The sequence below is a fragment of the Mycobacterium gordonae genome (assembly GCF_017086405.1).
Lineage (GTDB): Bacteria > Actinomycetota > Actinomycetes > Mycobacteriales > Mycobacteriaceae > Mycobacterium > Mycobacterium gordonae_D.
The window spans coordinates 633,216-650,426 of the sequence record NZ_CP070973.1 but is presented as its reverse complement, the minus strand read 5'-3'; the positions used below and the strand labels follow the sequence as shown (position 1 = coordinate 650,426).

Sequence of the window (17,211 nt, the reverse complement as noted above, 5' to 3'; positions counted from 1 at the left end):
TGCTAGGATCGAACCCGCGGAATGCCAATGGGGACAGGCACTTTGCGGCCAGCACGTTCGGTAAATGTCACCGTCGGGTCGACGGCGTCGGGGGCGTTGACAAAGGAGACGAACCGCGAGAGCTTGTCCGGGTCCTCCAGCACGCCCTTCCATTCGCACTTGTAGTTCGCGACGTGCCGCTCGATGGCGGCCTCGAATTCGCCGGCCAGGCCGAGCGAATCGTCGCACACCACGTCGCGCACGTGGTCCAGGCCCAGCGATTCCACCCAGGGCGCAGTGCGCTGCAACCGGTCGGCGGTGCGGATGTAGTACATGAGAAACCGGTCGATGTAGCGGACCAGGGTGGCGGTGTCCAGGTCGCCGGCCAGCAGCTGGGCGTGCCTGGGGGTCATGCCGCCGTTGCCGCCGACGTAGAGGTTCCAGCCCTGTTCGGTGGCGATCACCCCGACGTCCTTGCCCCGCGCCTCGGCACATTCCCGAGCACAACCCGAGACGCCCAGCTTGATCTTGTGGGGTGCCCGCAGCCCGCGGTAGCGCAGTTCGAGGTCGATGGCCAGCTGCACCGAATCCTGCTGGCCGTAGCGGCACCAGTCGCTGCCGACACAGCTTTTCACCGTCCGCAGCGCCTTGCCATACGCATGACCCGACTCCAGACCGGCATCGACCAGCCGCTTCCAGATGGCGGGCAACTGGTCGACCCGGGCGCCGAACATGTCGATCCGCTGGCCTCCGGTGATCTTGGTGTAGAGCCCGAAATCCTGTGCAATCTGGCCGATCAGGATCAAGTGCTCGGGCTTGATGTCGCCGCCGGGCACCCGCGGCACCACCGAGTAGCTGCCGTTGCGCTGGATGTTGGCCAGGAAGTGGTCGTTGGAGTCCTGCAGCGAGGCCTGCTCGCCGTCCAGGATGTGATCGGAGCCGGTGGAAGCCAGGATTGAGGCGACGACGGGTTTGCAGATGTCGCAACCCTTTCCACGGCCGAAGCGCTCCAGCAGACCAGAGAAGGTGCGGATCTCGGTGGCCGAGATGATCTCGAACAGCTCCGGTCGCGACTGTCCGAAGTGCTCGCACAGCGCCTTGGACTGCTCGACACCCTCGGCTTCCAGCAGCGCCTTGAGCAGCGGCACGCAGGATCCACACGAGGTGCCGGCCGCGGTGCACGTTTTCAGTGCCGGGACGTCGGCGCAGCCGTCGCCGATCGCGCATTTCAGGTCACCCTTGGTGACGTTGTTACACGAACAGATCTGGGCCGAATCCGGAAGCGCCCCAATGCCCAACGCACCCGCCGCGCCGGCCGATCCGGCCGGCGCGATGAGCGCCAGCGGATCGCCGGGCAATTCGCTGCCGACCATGGGCCGTAGCACTCCGTAGGCCGACGCGTCGCCCACCAGCACACCACCGAGCAGCGTTCTGGCATCGTCGGAGAGCACCAGCTTCGCGTAGGTGCGGTTCACCGCGTCGTTGATGGCGACCTCGAGGCAGTTTTCGGTGCTGCCCATCGCGTCGCCGAAGCTGGCGACGTCGACGCCGAGCAGCTTGAGCTTGGTGGACAGGTCCGCCTCGGGGAACTCCGCGGTGCCGTCGACCAGTCGGTCGGCCACCACTTCGGCACTGGTGTAGCCCGGCCCGACTAGACCGTAACACCGGCCCTCGATGGCGGCCACCTCGCCGACCGCGAAGATGTCGGGATCGGTTGTGCGACAGGCCAGATCGGTGAGGACGCCGCCCCGTGGGGCGATTTCCAGGCCGGCGTCCCGGGCCAGCTCGTCGCGCGGCCGGATGCCGGCGGCGAAGATCACCACACCGGCGTCGATCACCCGGCCGTCGGACAGCGTCACCGCCACCGACTCCGAGCCGTCCGAATGCGCAACCGAACCGATCGATTCGGCGCCGGTGCCCACGTGAATATCGATCCCGAGGTCGGCGATCATGCGGGCCAGCAGCGCACCGCCCGCCTCGTCGATCTGCGCGGCCATCAGACGCGGCATCATTTCGACCACGTGCGTGGGCAAGCCGAACTGACGCAAGGCATTGGCAGCCTCCAGGCCCAGCAGGCCACCGCCGATCACCACGCCGGCACGACCCGACTCCACAGCGCGCTGGGCGCCGGCGCGGATGGCGTCGAGATCGTCGAGGGTTCGATAAACGTGGCACGACGGTAGGTCGTGTCCGGCGACCGGTGGGACGAAAGCAAAGGACCCGGTGGCCAGAACCAGCGCGTCGTAGGCATGGGTGTCGCCGTCGGCGGTCACCACTGTCTTTGCGGCGCGGTCGATTTCGACGACACGGGTGTTCAGCAGCAATTGCACCCGTGGGTTGCCGGCGTAGTCGTTGCCCGGCAGGGCCAGCAGCTTGCGGTCCCAGCTTTCGGTGTAGGAGGTCAGGCCCACGCGGTCGTAGGCGGCATCGGCCTCTTCGGCCAGCACGGTGATTCGCCAGGAATCGCCGGTGTCGCGGGCGCGTAGCGCCTCGACGAACCGGTGACCGACCATGCCGTGGCCGACCACGACCACACGCCGGGCAGCGGCGCGCCGGGGAGCACTTCCGGCAGAAGACATGTCACGAGACTACGAAGCCCATGTTGCCGCGGAAGCCGCCGAATGTGAAGCATTCATCACGGCGTCCTCACAGCTGGCAATCGACTGTGTGACGACGTTCGCTCGCAGCGAACACCCTCGTGGAACTTTAGCGTAGGCGACTCATGTTTTATCGGGTAGCCGACCACCACAGGGTCGGGCACAGCTAACTCACAACGAAGGGTAAGGAGTCACCCATGAGCAATCTCACCTTGTGGTCGCGTCCGGCGTGGGACACCGACCGGTGGCTGCGGGACTTTTTCGGTCCGGCGTCCGCGGACTGGGCCAAGCCCGCTACCTGCGGTTTCAGCCCTGCTGCCGAGATCTTGAAGGAGGGGGAGGACGCGGTAGTCCGGTTGGAGCTGCCGGGTGTCGACGTCGAGCAGGACGTCAACGTCGAGGTGGACAAGGGCCGCCTGGTCATCCATGGCGAACACCGCGACGAACACGCCGAGGAGGAACACGGGCGCACCCTGCGGGAGATCCGCTACGGGTCCTTCCGCCGGTCCTTCCAGCTCCCGGCGCACGTCACCGGCGAAGCCATCTCCGCCTCGTATGACGCGGGCGTGCTGACGGTACGGGTCGCCGGCGCATACGCCGGCGCGCAGCCACAGCGCATCGCCATCACCAAATAGCGCGACCAGACGCAAAAGCTCCCGCACGCCCAGCGTGTGGGAGCTTTTGCGACGGCACTACTGCCAGCGGGCGAGCAATTCGTTGGCCCGGGCTGACAGCGCGAACTGCAAAAACGGGCCGAAGCTGATCCGCGCCACCCCGAGTGGGGCGAACATGGCGGGTTCGTCCCGGTCCGGCATTGCGATCGCATTGACCGGCAAGGGCAACTCAGATACCAAGCGCCGCAACGTGTCCGGATCATGGCGCGCCACCGGATACAGCACATCGGCGCCGGCCTGCGCCGCTTCGGTGAGCCGTGCCACGGCCACGTCGACGCGGCCCGCGGGGTCACCTTCCTGCCGCAGGAACACATCGGTGCGAGCGTTGATCACCATGTGCACCCCGGCGGCGTCGGCGGCGACCCGCAGGGCACCCACCAACTCCGCATGCTCACCGGAAGACCGCAGCCGCCCGCCTTCGGAATGCACGGTGTCTTCGATGTTCAGCCCGACCGCGCCGACGCTCAGCAGGCCCTCGATCAGCCGTGGCGGCGCCTGCCCGTAGCCCGACTCGATGTCCACCGATACCGGCAGGTCGACCGCGGCGGTGATCTGCGCAACCCGGGCCAGCACGTCGTCGAACGACATGCCCTCACTGTCGGGTTTGCCAACCGAGTCGCCCAGCGGGTGGCTGCCCACCGTCAGGGCCGCAAAACCGGCGTCCGCGGCCAGCTTCGCCGACCAGGCGTCCCACACCGTGGGCAGCACCACGGGGTTTCCCGGCTGATGGAGTTGCAGCAGCATTCGGGCCTGTTCGGCTGGTTCCTGAGCCATAGGTACAAAGTCACTTTCTCGGCCGCGGGGCACATGTTGTCCGGTGCCCGGCGCCGGCAGCGGATAGTATCGACTGACGTATTGTGATCCGTAACACCTTCGGCCCAGGGAGCATCGATTGTCCACCGCCACTGAACTCACCGAACTGCACGAGCTGATGCGGGGGCTGCGGCGGTGCGTGACGTCGCTGAAGTCGCGGTACGGAGACAATCCTGCGACGCGCCGCATCGTCATCGACGCCGACCGAATCCTCAGTGACATCGAGTTACTGGACAGCGATGTCGCCGAATTGGACCTGACGCGAGCCACCGTCTACCAATCCGGCGAGAAGATCGCCATTCCGGACACCCAGTACGACACCGACTTCTGGCGCGATGTCGACGACGAGGGTGTCGGAGGTCACAGCAGGTATTAGTCGCTTCGCCTGCGAGGCCCGACTGAGAAGCCCGACTAAGGAGCGGGCGGTCATTCTGTGTACCCTTCGAGCTACAGCCCGTTCGAAGAGGAACAACACATCAGATGAGCGCACCAACGGCGAGCCGTTCTGAGTCCGGCGTCTTTTCAGCTACCCGAGCCCAGATCGGGCGCAAAACGCTTCGCACCGACAGGTGGTGGCTGCAGCCACTCAGGATCAATCTCGGCTTCGCCGCTTTCGTCATCTACGCGACGGTGCGTGCGTTCCAGCAGGACTACTTTTTCGTCCCGAAGTACCACTACCTGACGCCGTTCTACTCGCCGTGCGTCAGCAAGGCTTGCGGTGAGGCCAGCGAATTCTGGCCGCAGATTTTGCCGGACGTGTGGTGGTTGCCGTACGCGGCGCTGACGCTGCCGTTCCTGCTGCTGTTCCGGTTGACCTGCTACTACTACCGCGGCGCCTACTACCGCACGGTGTGGCAGTCGCCGACGGCCTGCGCGGTGGCCGAGCCCCGGGTCCACTACACGGGTGAGACCAAGATCCCGCTAATCATCCAGAACACCCACCGGTACTTCTTCTACATCGCCGGGATCATCTCGCTGATCAACACCTGGGACGCCATCGCCGCCTTCCATTCCGAGGACGGTCCGGGCGGATTCGGCTTCGGCCTGGGCAATCTGATTCTGCTCGGCAACGTGATCATGCTGTGGACCTACACGCTGTCCTGCCACTCCTGCCGGCACGTCACCGGAGGCCGGCTCAAGCACTTCTCCAAACACCCTGTGCGGTATTGGATCTGGACTCAGGTCAGCAAGATCAACGAGCGGCACAAAATGTACGCCTGGATCACGCTCGGCACGCTGATGCTGACCGATTTCTACATCGCACTGGTAGCCAGCGGCACCATCTCCGACTTGCGATTCATCGGCTGATCAGCCCTTCAGCCACATTGCGAACGAAATTCCATAATTTGAGCGAGGTTTCATGGTTGAGGTCGAACGGCACGCCTACGACGTAGTCGTGATCGGTGCCGGCGGCGCTGGGTTACGTGCGGTCATCGAAGCGCGTGAGCGCGGCCTGAAGGTCGCGGTGGTGACCAAATCCCTGTTCGGCAAGGCACACACGGTGATGGCCGAGGGCGGCTGCGCCGCATCCATGGGGAACGCCAACCCGAAAGACAACTGGCAGACCCACTTCGGCGACACCATGCGGGGCGGCAAGTTCCTCAACAACTGGCGGATGGCCGAGCTGCACGCCAAGGAGGCACCGGACCGCGTCTGGGAGCTGGAAACCTACGGAGCGCTGTTCGACCGCACCGCGGACGGCCGGATCAGCCAGCGCAACTTCGGTGGACACACCTACCCGCGGCTGGCCCACGTCGGTGACCGCACCGGCCTGGAGCTGATTCGCACCATGCAGCAGAAGATCGTCTCGTTGCAGCAGGAGGACTTCGCCGAGTTCGGCGACTACGAGGCGCGGATCCGGGTGTTCGCCGAGTGCACCGTCACCGAACTACTCAAAGACGGTGACGCGATCGCCGGGGCGTTCGGCTACTGGCGCGAGAGCGGCAATTTCGTCCTGTTCGAGGCGCCGGCGGTGGTGATGGCCACCGGCGGGATCGGCAAGTCGTTCAAGGTCACCTCCAACTCGTGGGAGTACACCGGCGACGGGCATGCGCTCGCGCTGCGTGCCGGCGCGACCTTGATCAACATGGAGTTCGTCCAGTTCCACCCGACGGGCATGGTGTGGCCGCCCAGCGTCAAGGGGATCCTGGTCACCGAGGGCGTCCGCGGCGACGGCGGCGTTCTGAAGAACTCCGACGGCACCCGGTTCATGTTCGGCTACATCCCGCCCGTGTTCAAAGGGCAGTACGCCGAGGACGAGCAAGAGGCCGACCAGTGGCTCAAGGACAACGACTCGGCCCGTCGTACCCCCGACCTGCTGCCCCGCGACGAGGTGGCACGCGCGATCAACTCCGAGGTCAAGGCCGGCCGTGGCACCCCGCACGGCGGGGTCTACCTGGACATCGCATCCCGGCTGACCCCGGCGGAGATCAAGCGCCGGCTGCCCTCGATGTATCACCAGTTCATGGAGCTGGCCGAGGTCGACATCACCAAGGAGCCGATGGAAGTCGGCCCCACCTGCCACTACGTGATGGGCGGCATCGAGGTCGACGCCGACACCGGTGCCGCCAAGGTCCCCGGGCTGTTCGCCGCGGGTGAATGTTCCGGCGGCATGCACGGCTCCAACCGGCTGGGCGGCAACTCACTGTCTGACCTGTTGGTCTTCGGCCGGCGTGCGGGGCTCGGAGCCGCCGACTACGTGCGCGCCCTGAGCAGCCGTCCCAAGGTGTCCGAGCAAGCCATGGAGGACGCCGCGGCGTTCGCCCTCAAGCCGTTCTCGGCACCCACCGACGGCTCGGCGCCGGAGAACCCCTACGCACTGCAGATGGATCTGCAGCACGTGATGAACGACCTGGTCGGCATCATCCGCAAAGAGGAAGAGATTACCCGGGCGCTGAAGCTGCTCAAGGAGCTCTGGACGCGCTACCAGCACGTCCAGGTCGAGGGCGGGCGGCAGTACAACCCGGGCTGGAACCTGGCGATCGACCTGCGCAACATGTTGATGGTCAGCGAATGCGTGGCCAAGGCGGCGCTCACGCGCACCGAGAGCCGGGGCGGACACACCCGCGACGACCACCCGAGCATGGATTCCAGCTGGCGCAACACGTTGCTGGTGTGCAAAGAGGCTCCGCAGGATGAGGCCGAGGCCACCGGCGACCACATCACCATCACCCGCCAGGAGCAGATCCCGATGCGGGCTGACCTGCTCGAGCTCTTCAAGATCTCCGAATTGGAGAAGTACTACACCGCCGAAGAGCTGGTTGAGCACCCGGAACGGAGAGCGTAATGGCGTACAACGCAAGCATGCGGGTCTGGCGCGGCGACGACAGTGGCGGCGGGCTCCAGGAATTCACCGTCGAGGTCAACGAGGGTGAGGTGGTGCTCGACGTCATCCACCGCCTGCAGCAGACGCAGACGCCCGACCTGGCGGTGCGCTGGAACTGCAAGGCGGGCAAGTGCGGATCATGTTCGGCGGAGATCAACGGCAAGCCGCGCCTGATGTGCATGACCCGGATGTCGACGTTCGAGGAGAACGAAGTCGTCACCGTCACCCCCATCCGTACCTTCCCGGTGATCCGCGACTTGGTGACCGACGTGTCCTTCAACTACGAAAAAGCCCGCGAGATCCCGTCGTTCACCCCGCCCAAGGAACTGCAACCGGGCGAGTACCGGATGGCCCAGGTGGATGTTCAGCGGTCGCAGGAGTTCCGCAAGTGCATCGAGTGCTTCCTGTGCCAGAACGTCTGTCACGTCATCCGTGACCATGAGGAGAACAAAGAGGCATTTGCCGGTCCGCGCTACCTGATGCGGATCGCCGAGCTCGACATGCACCCGCTGGACACGGTGGACCGGCAGAAGCAAGCCCAGGAAGCGCACGGACTGGGCTACTGCAACATCACCAAGTGCTGCACCGAGGTGTGCCCTGAGCACATCAAGATCACCGACAATGCGCTGATCCCGATGAAAGAGCGGGTCGCCGACCGCAAGTACGACCCGATCGTGTGGCTGGGTAACAAGCTGTTCAGGCGTTAATCGCCGCCACACCGGGTACCCGTTTGTCATGCCAGGAACGACCAGTGACAACGAGATTCGAACGGCGATTCGGGAGTTGACCGTCCGCGCCGAGCTGGCGCATAAAGAGGGACGGCACGACGACGCGGCCGAGATCGAGCAGCGGATCGACGCGTACCGGAAGGAACTGGGCGAGCGGCCCTGACCGACGTCGGCCTCAGACCCCGAGGCGTCGAAAGACGCTGCGGTGGAAGACGATCGGCGCAACCTCGGCGTCGACCGTCACCTCGTTGACACGCAACACCACGATCGTGTGGTCGCCGGCCGGAATCAGTTGTTCGATCGCGCTTTCCAGCCACAGCGCGGTTCCCTTGATGAAAACGGCGCCCGAGTCACGCGATTCGGTCTCCAGCCCGGCGAACCGGTCCCCGGTCTTGGCGGCCAGCGTGCGCGCGGCCGCATCATGAGACTCACCGAGCACGCTGATGCCCAGCATCGGCGCGCCCTGGAGTTTGGGCCAGGTGGTGGACGTGTTCTGCACACAGAACGACACCAGCGGCGGCTCCAGTGAGACCGGCACGAACGTACTGGCCGCAAGACCTTGCCGCACACCGTTGATCTCGGCGGCGATGGCGATCACCCCGGACGGGAAATGGCCGAAAGCCTCGCGCAGTGACGTCGGGGTCAGTTTGTGGTTCGCACTCACCGGACTTCATTCGCTCCTCGAGCCGAGAACGGGATTCTCGCGGTCGAGCCTACCGGTGATGTATCCGTGCGCCGCAGCCACATCCGGGTGGGCCCGCAGCCGGCTTTTCCAGGCATTCCGGCCGTAGACGGAGTGGATCGGGTCGGCGGGGTCGGGCGCCGGCCGCGCCCGTTCGGCCAGCTCGGCGGGCAGCGATAGCACCGGTAGCTGCGCGTCCAGCGCGGGGTTGAAGAAGTAGGGCACCGAGATCCGCTCGGCGGTCGCACCGGACAGGTTCACCCGGTGCTCGGTGGCACGCAGGTAACCCCCGGTTGCCACCTCGAGCAACTCGCCGATGTTGACGACGAAGGCCCCGGCCACCGGCGCGACGTCCACCCAGCCATTCCGTCCCACAAACCTCCGCACCTGCAGACCGCGGCTGCCCGGTTCGGCCAGCAACAAAGTGAGCACCCCGGAGTCCTTGTGAGCGCCGACGCCTTGCGGGGATGCGGCGTGCGGTGGGTACCGCACGATCTTGATCAGGGTCGCGGGCTGCTCGCCGAATGCCGGCTCGAAGATCTCGGGCGGGCTGTCGAGGGCGGCCGCCCAGTGCCGCAGCAGAGTCCGGGCCACCTGCGACAACGCGGCGTCCCACTCGGCAATGATGCCCGGGAGATCAGGCAAGGCCGTCGGCCACTGGTTGGGGCCCTGCAACCACAGATAGTCAGGCCGGCCGGCGCCACCGATGGACGGGCGCTCGGGGCCGATGTCGATCTGCTCGCGCCAATCGACTTCGCCGCGGGTCAGCTCCCCACCCATCCGGGTATAACCGCGGAAGTGTGGGCTGCCCACCATCGCGATCGCGTCCTTGCCGGCCTGCGGCAGCGCAAACAATCGCCGGCCTACGTCGAGAACCCGGTCCACCAGGCTCGCTGGGACCTCATGCCCGACGAGATAGAAGAAACCCACCTCGTGGGCGGCCTGCCGCAGACCGGAGCGCAGCCGGTCAGAACCAGCCTGCAGATCCACTATCGGAAGGGCCGTGACGCTCCCCACACTCGTCATCTGCTCCATCATTGCCGCAGGTCCGCGGCCATGCCAGGTCTGCAATCAGCCCTATCCCAACCGGTTGGTTAGTTAGACCGTGAAATGTTTCTCACATCGACTTGCGTTGAACAAGCCAGCCGCGATATTTTAACGGTGTTACTGGTGGGTAACTTAGACCTAGTACCCAACCACAGGTGGCATTCTCAACGAGGAGGACCGTAGTGAGCCACTACAAAAGCAACGTTCGTGACCAGGAATTCAACCTGTTCGAGGTGCTGGGTGTTGACAAGGCGTTAGGCCAGGGCGAATTCAGCGACCTGGATGCCGACACCGGCCGCGAGATTCTCGCCGAGGTGGCCCGGCTGGCCGAAGGCCCCGTCGCCGAATCATTCATCGAAGGCGACCGCAACCCGCCGACCTTCGACCCGAAGACTTTCTCGGTGACCCTGCCGGAGTCGTTCAAGAAATCCGTCAACGCGGTGATCGACGCCGGCTGGGACAAGGCCGGCCTCGATGAGGCACTCGGCGGCATGCCGATGCCCAAGGCGCTGATGTGGGCCATCAACGAGCACATTCTCGGCTCCAACCCGGCGGTGTGGATGTACGCCGGTGGCGCGGGGTTCGCCCAGATCCTTTACCACCTCGGCACCGAGGAGCAGAAGAAGTGGGCCGTGCTGGCTGCCGAGCGTCGCTGGGGATCGACCATGGTGCTCACCGAGCCGGACGCCGGCTCCGACGTGGGCGCAGGCCGCACCAAGGCCGTCAAGCAGGAGGACGGCACCTGGCACATCGACGGCGTCAAGCGGTTCATCACCTCGGGTGACTCCGGCGACCTGTTCGAGAACATCTTCCACCTGGTGCTGGCGCGCCCCGAGGGCGCCGGCCCGGGCACCAAGGGGTTGTCGCTGTTCTTCGTGCCCAAGTTCCTGTTCGATCCCGAAACGGGCGAGCCAGGCGAGCGTAACGGCGTGTACGTCACCAACGTCGAGCACAAGATGGGCCTGAAGGTATCGGCCACCTGTGAGTTGTCGCTGGGCCAGCATGACAAGCCCGCCGTCGGCTGGCTGGTCGGCGAGGTGCACGACGGCATCGCGCAGATGTTCGAGGTCATCGAGCAGGCCCGCATGATGGTGGGCACCAAGGCCATCGCCACCCTGTCCACCGGCTACCTGAACGCGCTCGAGTACGCCAAGTCCCGCGTCCAGGGTGCCGACCTGACCCAGATGACGGACAAGACCGCTCCGCGGGTGACCATCACGCACCACCCCGACGTGCGCCGCTCGCTGATGACCCAGAAGGCGTACGCCGAGGGGCTGCGGGCGCTGTACCTGTACACCGCCACCTTCCAGGACGCGGCGGTGGCCGAGGCGGTGCATGGGGTGACCCCCGAGTTGGCCGCCAAGATCAACGACCTGATGCTGCCGATCGTCAAGGGAGTCGGCTCCGAGCAGGCCTACGCCAAGCTCACCGAGAGTCTGCAGACCTTCGGCGGCTCCGGGTTCTTGCAGGACTACCCGGTCGAGCAGTACATCCGGGACGCCAAGATCGACTCGCTGTACGAAGGCACCACCGCCATCCAGGCGCAGGACTTCTTCTTTCGCAAGATCGTCCGCGACAAGGGTGTGGCGCTGGCCCACGTGTCCGGTGAGATCCAGCAGTTCGTCGACAGCGAATCCGGTAACGGGCGGCTCAAGACCGAGCGGGCCCTGCTCGCCAAGGCGCTCACCGACGTGCAGGCGATGGCCGCAACGCTGACCGGCTACCTGATGGCCGCTCAGGAGGACGTCACCAGCCTGTACAAGGTTGGCCTGGGTTCGGTCCGGTTCCTGATGAGCGTGGGCGACCTGGTCATCGGCTGGCTGCTGCAGCGTCAGGCCGCCGTGGCGATCGAGGCCCTGGACGCCGGTGCCGCCGGTGCCGAGCGGTCCTTCTACGAGGGCAAGATCGCGGTGGCGTCGTTCTTCTCGAAGAACTTCCTGCCGCTGTTGACCAGCACCCGCGAGGTGATCGAGACCCTGGACAACGACATCATGGAGCTCGACGAAGCCGCGTTCTAAAGCACTGACACACGAATCCCCCGTCTCCTTGAGGCGGGGGATTCGTTGTGCTCGGCGGCTCCGCCCGGCTACGTCTTTCCGGTCAGCCCGTCATTGCCGAGCAGCAGCCCGGCGGTGCCGCCGGCGCCGGGGCTGCCCGCAGCCAGGCCGGTCCCGGCGTTTCCGCCGTTGCCGCCGTCGCCGACCAGGTAGGCGTTGCCACCGGTGGCGCCGTCACCGCCCTTGCTGCCGACGCCCGTGGTGGTGCTGGCCCCGCCGGCGCCGCCGTTACCGCCGTTGCCGAACGCCCCGGCCTTGCCGCCGGGCCCGCCGGCCCCGCCGGTGGTGACGATGCCGGTGAAGTCCCCGCTGGTCCCGCCGGCGCCGCCAGCCCCGCCGAACCCGAAGAGTGTGCCCGCGTTGCCGCCAGACCCGCCGGCGCCGCCGCTGAAGCCGGCGGCTGTGGTAAACCCACCGGCGCCGCCGGCCCCCCAGAACCGGAGTACTGGCCGGCGCTGCCGCCGGCCCCGCCAGCCCCGCCGATCTGGCCGAACCCGCCGGTGCCACCGCTGCCGCCGTGGCCGAACAGCATGCCCGCCGCCCCGCCGGCCCCGCCAGCACCGCCGAACCCGAGTAATGCCGACCCGCCGGACCCGCCCCCCCCCGGCCCCGCCGGCCAAGCCCGGCGCCCCCGAACCGCCGGCCCCGCCGTTACCCCACAACAGACCACCGGCCCCGCCGGCCGCACCGCTGCCCGGCGCCCCGTTGGCGCCGTTGCCGATCAGCGGGCGCCCCAACACCGCCTGGAAAGGCGCATTGACCACATTCAGCACTGTCTGCAGCGGCGAAGCCGCGGCCGACTCGGCAACCGCATAGACCCCCGCACCCGCATTCAGCGCCTCCACGAACTGGTCGTGGAACACCGCCGCCTGCACGCTGAGCGCCTGATAGCTCTGACCATGCCCGGAAAACGCCGCCGCTATGGCCGCCGACACCTCATCGGTGCCGGCCGCCAACACCCCCGTCGTCCACCCCGCCGCCGCCGCATTGGCCACACCCACTGAGGCACCGATACCCGCCAAGTCCCGGGCCACCGCCGCCACCAACTCCGGCGCCACCATCACAAACGACATCGCGGACCTCCCAGCTGCCATCACCACGAACGGCGAGGCTCAGATCAACGCGATCATCGGCAACCGAACGGCATGACTATCGTCGCGCTGCGGCACACAGAAGCACACGGTTTTCGATCAGTTGTCGACAAATTCTCGCCGTTCGCCGGCCCGCTCCACCGAGCCCCAGCGCACCGGCCTGCCGGCGGGAACACTGTCGACACCGCCGGACCCACATCGCTCAGCAGCCGACGGCGATATCGAGTCGACAGCAAAAAGACCGCCGCTGGATCCCCTCACTCCAGCGGCGGCCCTTTCCGTTCGCCCGTCTGCGCTGACCGGCAATCGATCCAGGGATTGCCCCGCGTTGCCGTCGGGGTCGGGGGGTCAGACCACAACACGGGGCTATCCGATCGTCCGATTACCCAGATGTCGGAAAAATTAATCCACCGGTTCGAAACAGCGCCTGGGTGATTTTCGGCACGCCATCACCACTGGTCACGCCTCGAGGATCGCCGCCACACCCTGGCCGCCGGCCGCGCAGATCGAGATCAGCGCGCGCGCCGGGCCGTTGGTTTCGGCCTTCTTCTGGGCCAGTTGCTTGGCCGTCTGCGCCAGGATGCGCCCACCGGTCGCGGCGAAGGGATGCCCGGCCGCCAGCGACGATCCGTTGACGTTCAGCTTGGACCGGTCGATGGAGCCCAGCGCGCCGTCCAGGCCCAGCCGCTCCTTGCAGTACTCCTCGGATTCCCACGCCTCCAGGTGCGCCAGCACCACCGACGCGAACGCCTCGTGGATCTCGTAGAAATCGAAATCCTGCAGGCTCAGCCCGTTGCGTGCCAGCAGTCGCGGCACGGCGTAGGTGGGCGCCATCAACAGGCCGTCGAAGCCGTTCACGTAGTCCACGGCGGCGGTCTCGGAATCCACCAGGAAGGCCAGCGTGGGCAAGTTGTGGTCTGCCGCCCATTGCTCGGAGGCCAACAGCGCCACCGAGGCGCCGTCGGTCAGCGGAGTCGAGTTGCCCGCGGTCATGGTCGCGTCGCCCGCCTTGACGCCGAAGACGGGGCGCAAGGTGGCCAGCTTTTCCGGGCTCGAGTTGGGCCGCAGGTTGTCGTCGCGGTACAGACCCAGGAACGGCGACACCAGGTCGTCGAAGAACCCGCGGTCGTAGGCGTCGGCCATGTTGCGGTGGCTGGCTGCGGCCAGTTCATCCTGGTCGACACGCTTGATCCCCAACTGCTTGGCCGTCACGGCAGCGTGCTCTCCCATGGACTTGCCGGTGCGGGGTTCGCTGTTGGCCGGGATCTCGATGCCCAGGTTCGCCGGCAGGGTGCCCACCAGCTTCAACCGCTGCACGTTGGACTTCGAGCGCCGCAACTTCAGCAGGGTGCGGCGCAGATCGTCGCCCAGCCCGATCGGCGGATCGGACGTGGTGTCCACGCCGCCGGCGGCCGCGACCTCGTAACGACCGGACGCGATCCCGTCGGCGGCAGCGATAGCCGCCTGCAGACCGGTGCCACACGCCTGCTGGATGTCGAAGGCGGGGGTGTGCGGGTTCAGCTCGGAGCCGAGCACGCATTCGCGCATGAGATTGAAATCACGGCTGTGCTTGAGCACGGCGCCGCCCACCACCGCACCCAGACGCTCGCCGCGCAGGTTGAACCGGTCTACCAGACCACCCAGCGCCGCGGTGAACATGTCCTGGTTGGACGCGTCGGCGTAAGCGCCGTCCGAGCGTGCGAAGGGGATGCGGTTGCCACCGAGAACGGCGACACGTCGCTTGGTCTGATCACTGGCAGGGGCCACTGTTATCTCTCCGTCGATCTCCGGTGATACGGGGGTTAGTTTTGGGGTATCAGCGCTTCGCAAGCAATACTACCCACTGTTCTTACTCTCAAGTAAGTTCGTCCCCTGACACGGAAGGCAAGCTCAGTGGCACCCAAGGCCTCGCCCGATCTGTTCTCCCAAGTCGTCAACTCCGGCCCCGGATCGTTCCTGGCCAAGCAGCTCGGAGTCCCGCAACCGGAGACGCTGCGCCGGTACCGGCCGGGCGACCCGCCGCTGGCCGGCTCGCTGCTCATCGGCGGGGAAGGGCGAGTCGCCGAGCCGCTGCGTGCGGCGCTGGACTCCGATTACGACCTGGTGGGAAACAACCTGGGCGGACGCTGGGCCGACTCGTTCGGCGGCCTGGTGTTCGACGCCACCGGCATCACCGAGCCCACCGGACTGAAGGCTCTGCACGACTTCTTCACTCCCGTCATGCGCAACCTGGGACCCTCTTCCCGGGTTGTCGTGGTGGGCACCACGCCGGGAGCGATCGAGAACCCCCACGAGCGGATCGCCCAGCGTGCGCTGGAGGGCTTCACCCGCTCAATAGGCAAGGAATTGCGCCGGGGCGGCACCTCGGCGCTGGTGTACCTGGCGCCCGATGCCAAGCCGGCCGCAACAGGCCTGGAATCCACCCTGCGCTTCATCCTGTCGGCCAAGTCGGCCTATGTCGACGGCCAGGTGTTCTACATCGGCGCGGCCGACTCGACGCCGCCGGCCGACTGGGATCGTCCCCTGGACGGCAAGGTGGCCATCGTGACCGGCGCGGCCCGCGGCATCGGGGCCACCATCGCCGAGGTGTTCGCCCGGGACGGCGCCCGCGTGGTCGCGATCGACGTGGAGTCCGCCGCCGAGGCACTCGCCGAGACCGCCAGCAAGGTGGGCGGCACGCCGCTGTGGCTGGACGTCACCGCCGACGACGCGGTGGAGAAGATCTCCGAGCACTTGCGCGACCACCACGGCGGCAAGGCCGACATTCTGGTGAACAACGCCGGCATCACCCGGGACAAGCTGCTGGCCAACATGGACGACGCCCGCTGGGACGCCGTGATCGCGGTCAATCTGCTTGCACCGCTGCGTCTTACCGAAGGGCTTGTCGCCAACGGCACGCTGGGCAAGGGCGGCCGGGTGATCGGGCTGTCGTCCATCGCCGGCATCGCGGGCAACCGTGGACAGACCAACTACGGCACCACCAAGGCCGGCATGATCGGCATCACCGAGGCACTGGCACCGCAACTGGCCGCGAAGGGCATCACGATCAACGCGGTGGCACCGGGCTTCATCGAAACCAAGATGACCGCCGCGATTCCGCTGGCCACCCGTGAGGTGGGTCGCCGGCTGAACTCGCTGCTGCAGGGCGGCCAGCCCGTCGACGTCGCCGAGACCATCGCGTACTTCGCCAGCCCGGCGTCAAACGCGGTGACCGGCAACGTGATCCGGGTCTGCGGCCAGGCGATGATCGGGGCTTGACGGTGAATCAACCCAGTGGCCTTCGCAACATGCTGCGAGCGGTGGCCGGTGCGCTGCCCGTGGTGTCCCGGTCCGACCAACTGTCCAACCGCACGGTGACGGTCGACGAACTGCCGATCGACTCGGCGAATGTGGCCGCTTACGCGGCGGTCACCGGACTGCGCTACGGCAACCACGTGCCGCTGACCTACCCGTTCGCACTCACCTTCCCGTCGGTGATGTCATTGGTGACCGGCTTCGACTTCCCGTTCTCCGCAATGGGTTCGGTGCATACCGAAAATCGGATCACGCAGTACCGGCCGATCGCGGTGACTGACACGGTCGGGGTGCGGGTGCACGCCGAGAACCTGCGCGAGCACCGCAAGGGCCTGCTCGTCGACCTGGTGAGCGACGTCAGCGTCGGCAACGATCCGGCCTGGCACCAGGTCACCACCTTCCTGCACCAGCAGCGCACCAGCCTGTCCGAGGAGCCCAAGGCGCCGCCACAGAAACAGCCCAAGCCGCCCCCGCCGTCGGCGGTGCTGCGGATCACCCCTGCACAGATCCGCCGCTACGCGGCGGTGGGCGGTGACCACAATCCGATCCACACCAGTTCGGTGGCCGCCAAACTGTTCGGTTTCCCCACCGTCATTGCGCATGGAATGTTCAGCGCGGCCGCGGTATTGGCGAACATCGAAGCGCGTTTTCCCGATGCCCTGCAATATTCGGTGCGGTTCGGCAAGCCGGTGGTGCTACCGGCCACCGCGGGTTTGTACATCGACGAGCGTGACGACGGCTGGGAATTGTCGCTGCGCCACATCTCCAAGGGCTACCCACACCTGACGGGGACCATCCAGCCGCTGTAGCCGACCGGCTGCCGGTGCGGGACAAACGCCCAGCGCTGCGGGCCCGCCGGCCTCTCGTCACTGGCCGTCAGATGTATTCATAGCGCGGTGCGGGTCATGGCGTACTGAGTTTTGG

General features: G+C 66.6%; 14 protein-coding genes and 1 pseudogene. 9 read left to right on the top strand and 6 right to left on the bottom strand.

Annotated features, from left to right (window positions below):
* Positions 1–2: 2 nt before the first annotated feature.
* A complete protein-coding gene (gene nirB / locus JX552_RS02815) occupies positions 3–2,558 on the bottom strand; it encodes a nitrite reductase large subunit NirB (RefSeq protein ID WP_205875994.1) in 2,556 nt (851 codons plus the stop codon).
* A gap of 215 nt (positions 2,559–2,773) precedes the next feature.
* Here nirB and JX552_RS02810 point away from each other — a divergent pair, with 215 nt between their 5' ends.
* Positions 2,774–3,211: an Hsp20/alpha crystallin family protein gene (locus JX552_RS02810; RefSeq protein WP_205875993.1), complete on the top strand. Its 438-nt coding sequence runs from the start codon at positions 2,774–2,776 to the stop codon at positions 3,209–3,211.
* A gap of 57 nt (positions 3,212–3,268) precedes the next feature.
* Here the strand turns inward: JX552_RS02810 and JX552_RS02805 are convergent, their stop codons facing one another.
* Positions 3,269–4,024: an isocitrate lyase/PEP mutase family protein gene (locus tag JX552_RS02805; protein WP_205875992.1), complete on the bottom strand. Its 756-nt coding sequence runs from the start codon at positions 4,022–4,024 to the stop codon at positions 3,269–3,271.
* A gap of 118 nt (positions 4,025–4,142) precedes the next feature.
* Between JX552_RS02805 and JX552_RS02800 the strand changes: the two genes are divergently transcribed.
* The 5 genes from JX552_RS02800 to JX552_RS02780 all read left to right on the top strand — a co-directional run bounded on the left by JX552_RS02800 (position 4,143) and on the right by JX552_RS02780 (position 8,279).
* The gene (locus JX552_RS02800) at positions 4,143–4,439 is read left to right on the top strand and encodes a hypothetical protein (RefSeq protein WP_205875991.1); all 297 of its coding nucleotides are present in this window, start codon (positions 4,143–4,145) and stop codon (positions 4,437–4,439) included.
* Between the two features lie 104 nt (positions 4,440–4,543).
* Complete coding sequence (locus JX552_RS02795) at positions 4,544–5,371, top strand: hypothetical protein (RefSeq protein ID WP_205875990.1); 828 nt, start codon at positions 4,544–4,546, stop codon at positions 5,369–5,371.
* A gap of 52 nt (positions 5,372–5,423) precedes the next feature.
* Positions 5,424–7,349 carry a fumarate reductase/succinate dehydrogenase flavoprotein subunit gene (locus tag JX552_RS02790; protein ID WP_205875989.1) on the top strand — a complete coding sequence of 642 codons (1,926 nt, stop codon included), beginning with the start codon at positions 5,424–5,426 and terminating at the stop codon, positions 7,347–7,349.
* Positions 7,349–8,095: a succinate dehydrogenase/fumarate reductase iron-sulfur subunit gene (locus JX552_RS02785; RefSeq protein ID WP_205875988.1), complete on the top strand. Its 747-nt coding sequence runs from the start codon at positions 7,349–7,351 to the stop codon at positions 8,093–8,095. The genes JX552_RS02790 and JX552_RS02785 overlap by 1 nt, the downstream gene beginning before the upstream one ends.
* A gap of 28 nt (positions 8,096–8,123) precedes the next feature.
* The gene (locus JX552_RS02780; protein WP_205875987.1) at positions 8,124–8,279 is read left to right on the top strand and encodes a hypothetical protein; all 156 of its coding nucleotides are present in this window, start codon (positions 8,124–8,126) and stop codon (positions 8,277–8,279) included.
* A gap of 12 nt (positions 8,280–8,291) precedes the next feature.
* On the opposite strand, the gene JX552_RS02775 is transcribed toward JX552_RS02780, so the two are convergent.
* Positions 8,292–8,780: a flavin reductase family protein gene (locus JX552_RS02775; protein ID WP_205875986.1), complete on the bottom strand. Its 489-nt coding sequence runs from the start codon at positions 8,778–8,780 to the stop codon at positions 8,292–8,294.
* A gap of 6 nt (positions 8,781–8,786) precedes the next feature.
* Positions 8,787–9,824: an isopenicillin N synthase family dioxygenase gene (locus tag JX552_RS02770; protein WP_241010859.1), complete on the bottom strand. Its 1,038-nt coding sequence runs from the start codon at positions 9,822–9,824 to the stop codon at positions 8,787–8,789.
* 203 nt (positions 9,825–10,027) lie between these two features.
* On the opposite strand from JX552_RS02770, the gene JX552_RS02765 reads away from it, so the two are divergent.
* A complete protein-coding gene (locus tag JX552_RS02765) occupies positions 10,028–11,863 on the top strand; it encodes an acyl-CoA dehydrogenase (RefSeq protein ID WP_205875984.1) in 1,836 nt (611 codons plus the stop codon).
* A 77-nt stretch (positions 11,864–11,940) separates the two neighbouring features.
* Here JX552_RS02765 and JX552_RS33115 read toward each other — a convergent pair.
* Positions 11,941–12,975, bottom strand: a pseudogene (locus JX552_RS33115) (PE family protein); the annotation flags it as partial.
* 477 nt (positions 12,976–13,452) lie between these two features.
* The gene (locus JX552_RS02755; RefSeq protein WP_205875982.1) at positions 13,453–14,760 is read right to left on the bottom strand and encodes an acetyl-CoA C-acetyltransferase; all 1,308 of its coding nucleotides are present in this window, start codon (positions 14,758–14,760) and stop codon (positions 13,453–13,455) included.
* A gap of 126 nt (positions 14,761–14,886) precedes the next feature.
* Between JX552_RS02755 and JX552_RS02750 the strand changes: the two genes are divergently transcribed.
* A complete protein-coding gene (locus JX552_RS02750) occupies positions 14,887–16,251 on the top strand; it encodes a 3-oxoacyl-ACP reductase (protein ID WP_205875981.1) in 1,365 nt (454 codons plus the stop codon).
* Positions 16,252–16,253: 2 nt separating this feature from the next.
* Positions 16,254–17,096, top strand: a complete 843-nt coding sequence (locus tag JX552_RS02745) for a MaoC/PaaZ C-terminal domain-containing protein (RefSeq protein ID WP_205878177.1) — start codon at positions 16,254–16,256, stop codon at positions 17,094–17,096.
* Positions 17,097–17,211: the final 115 nt, after the last annotated feature.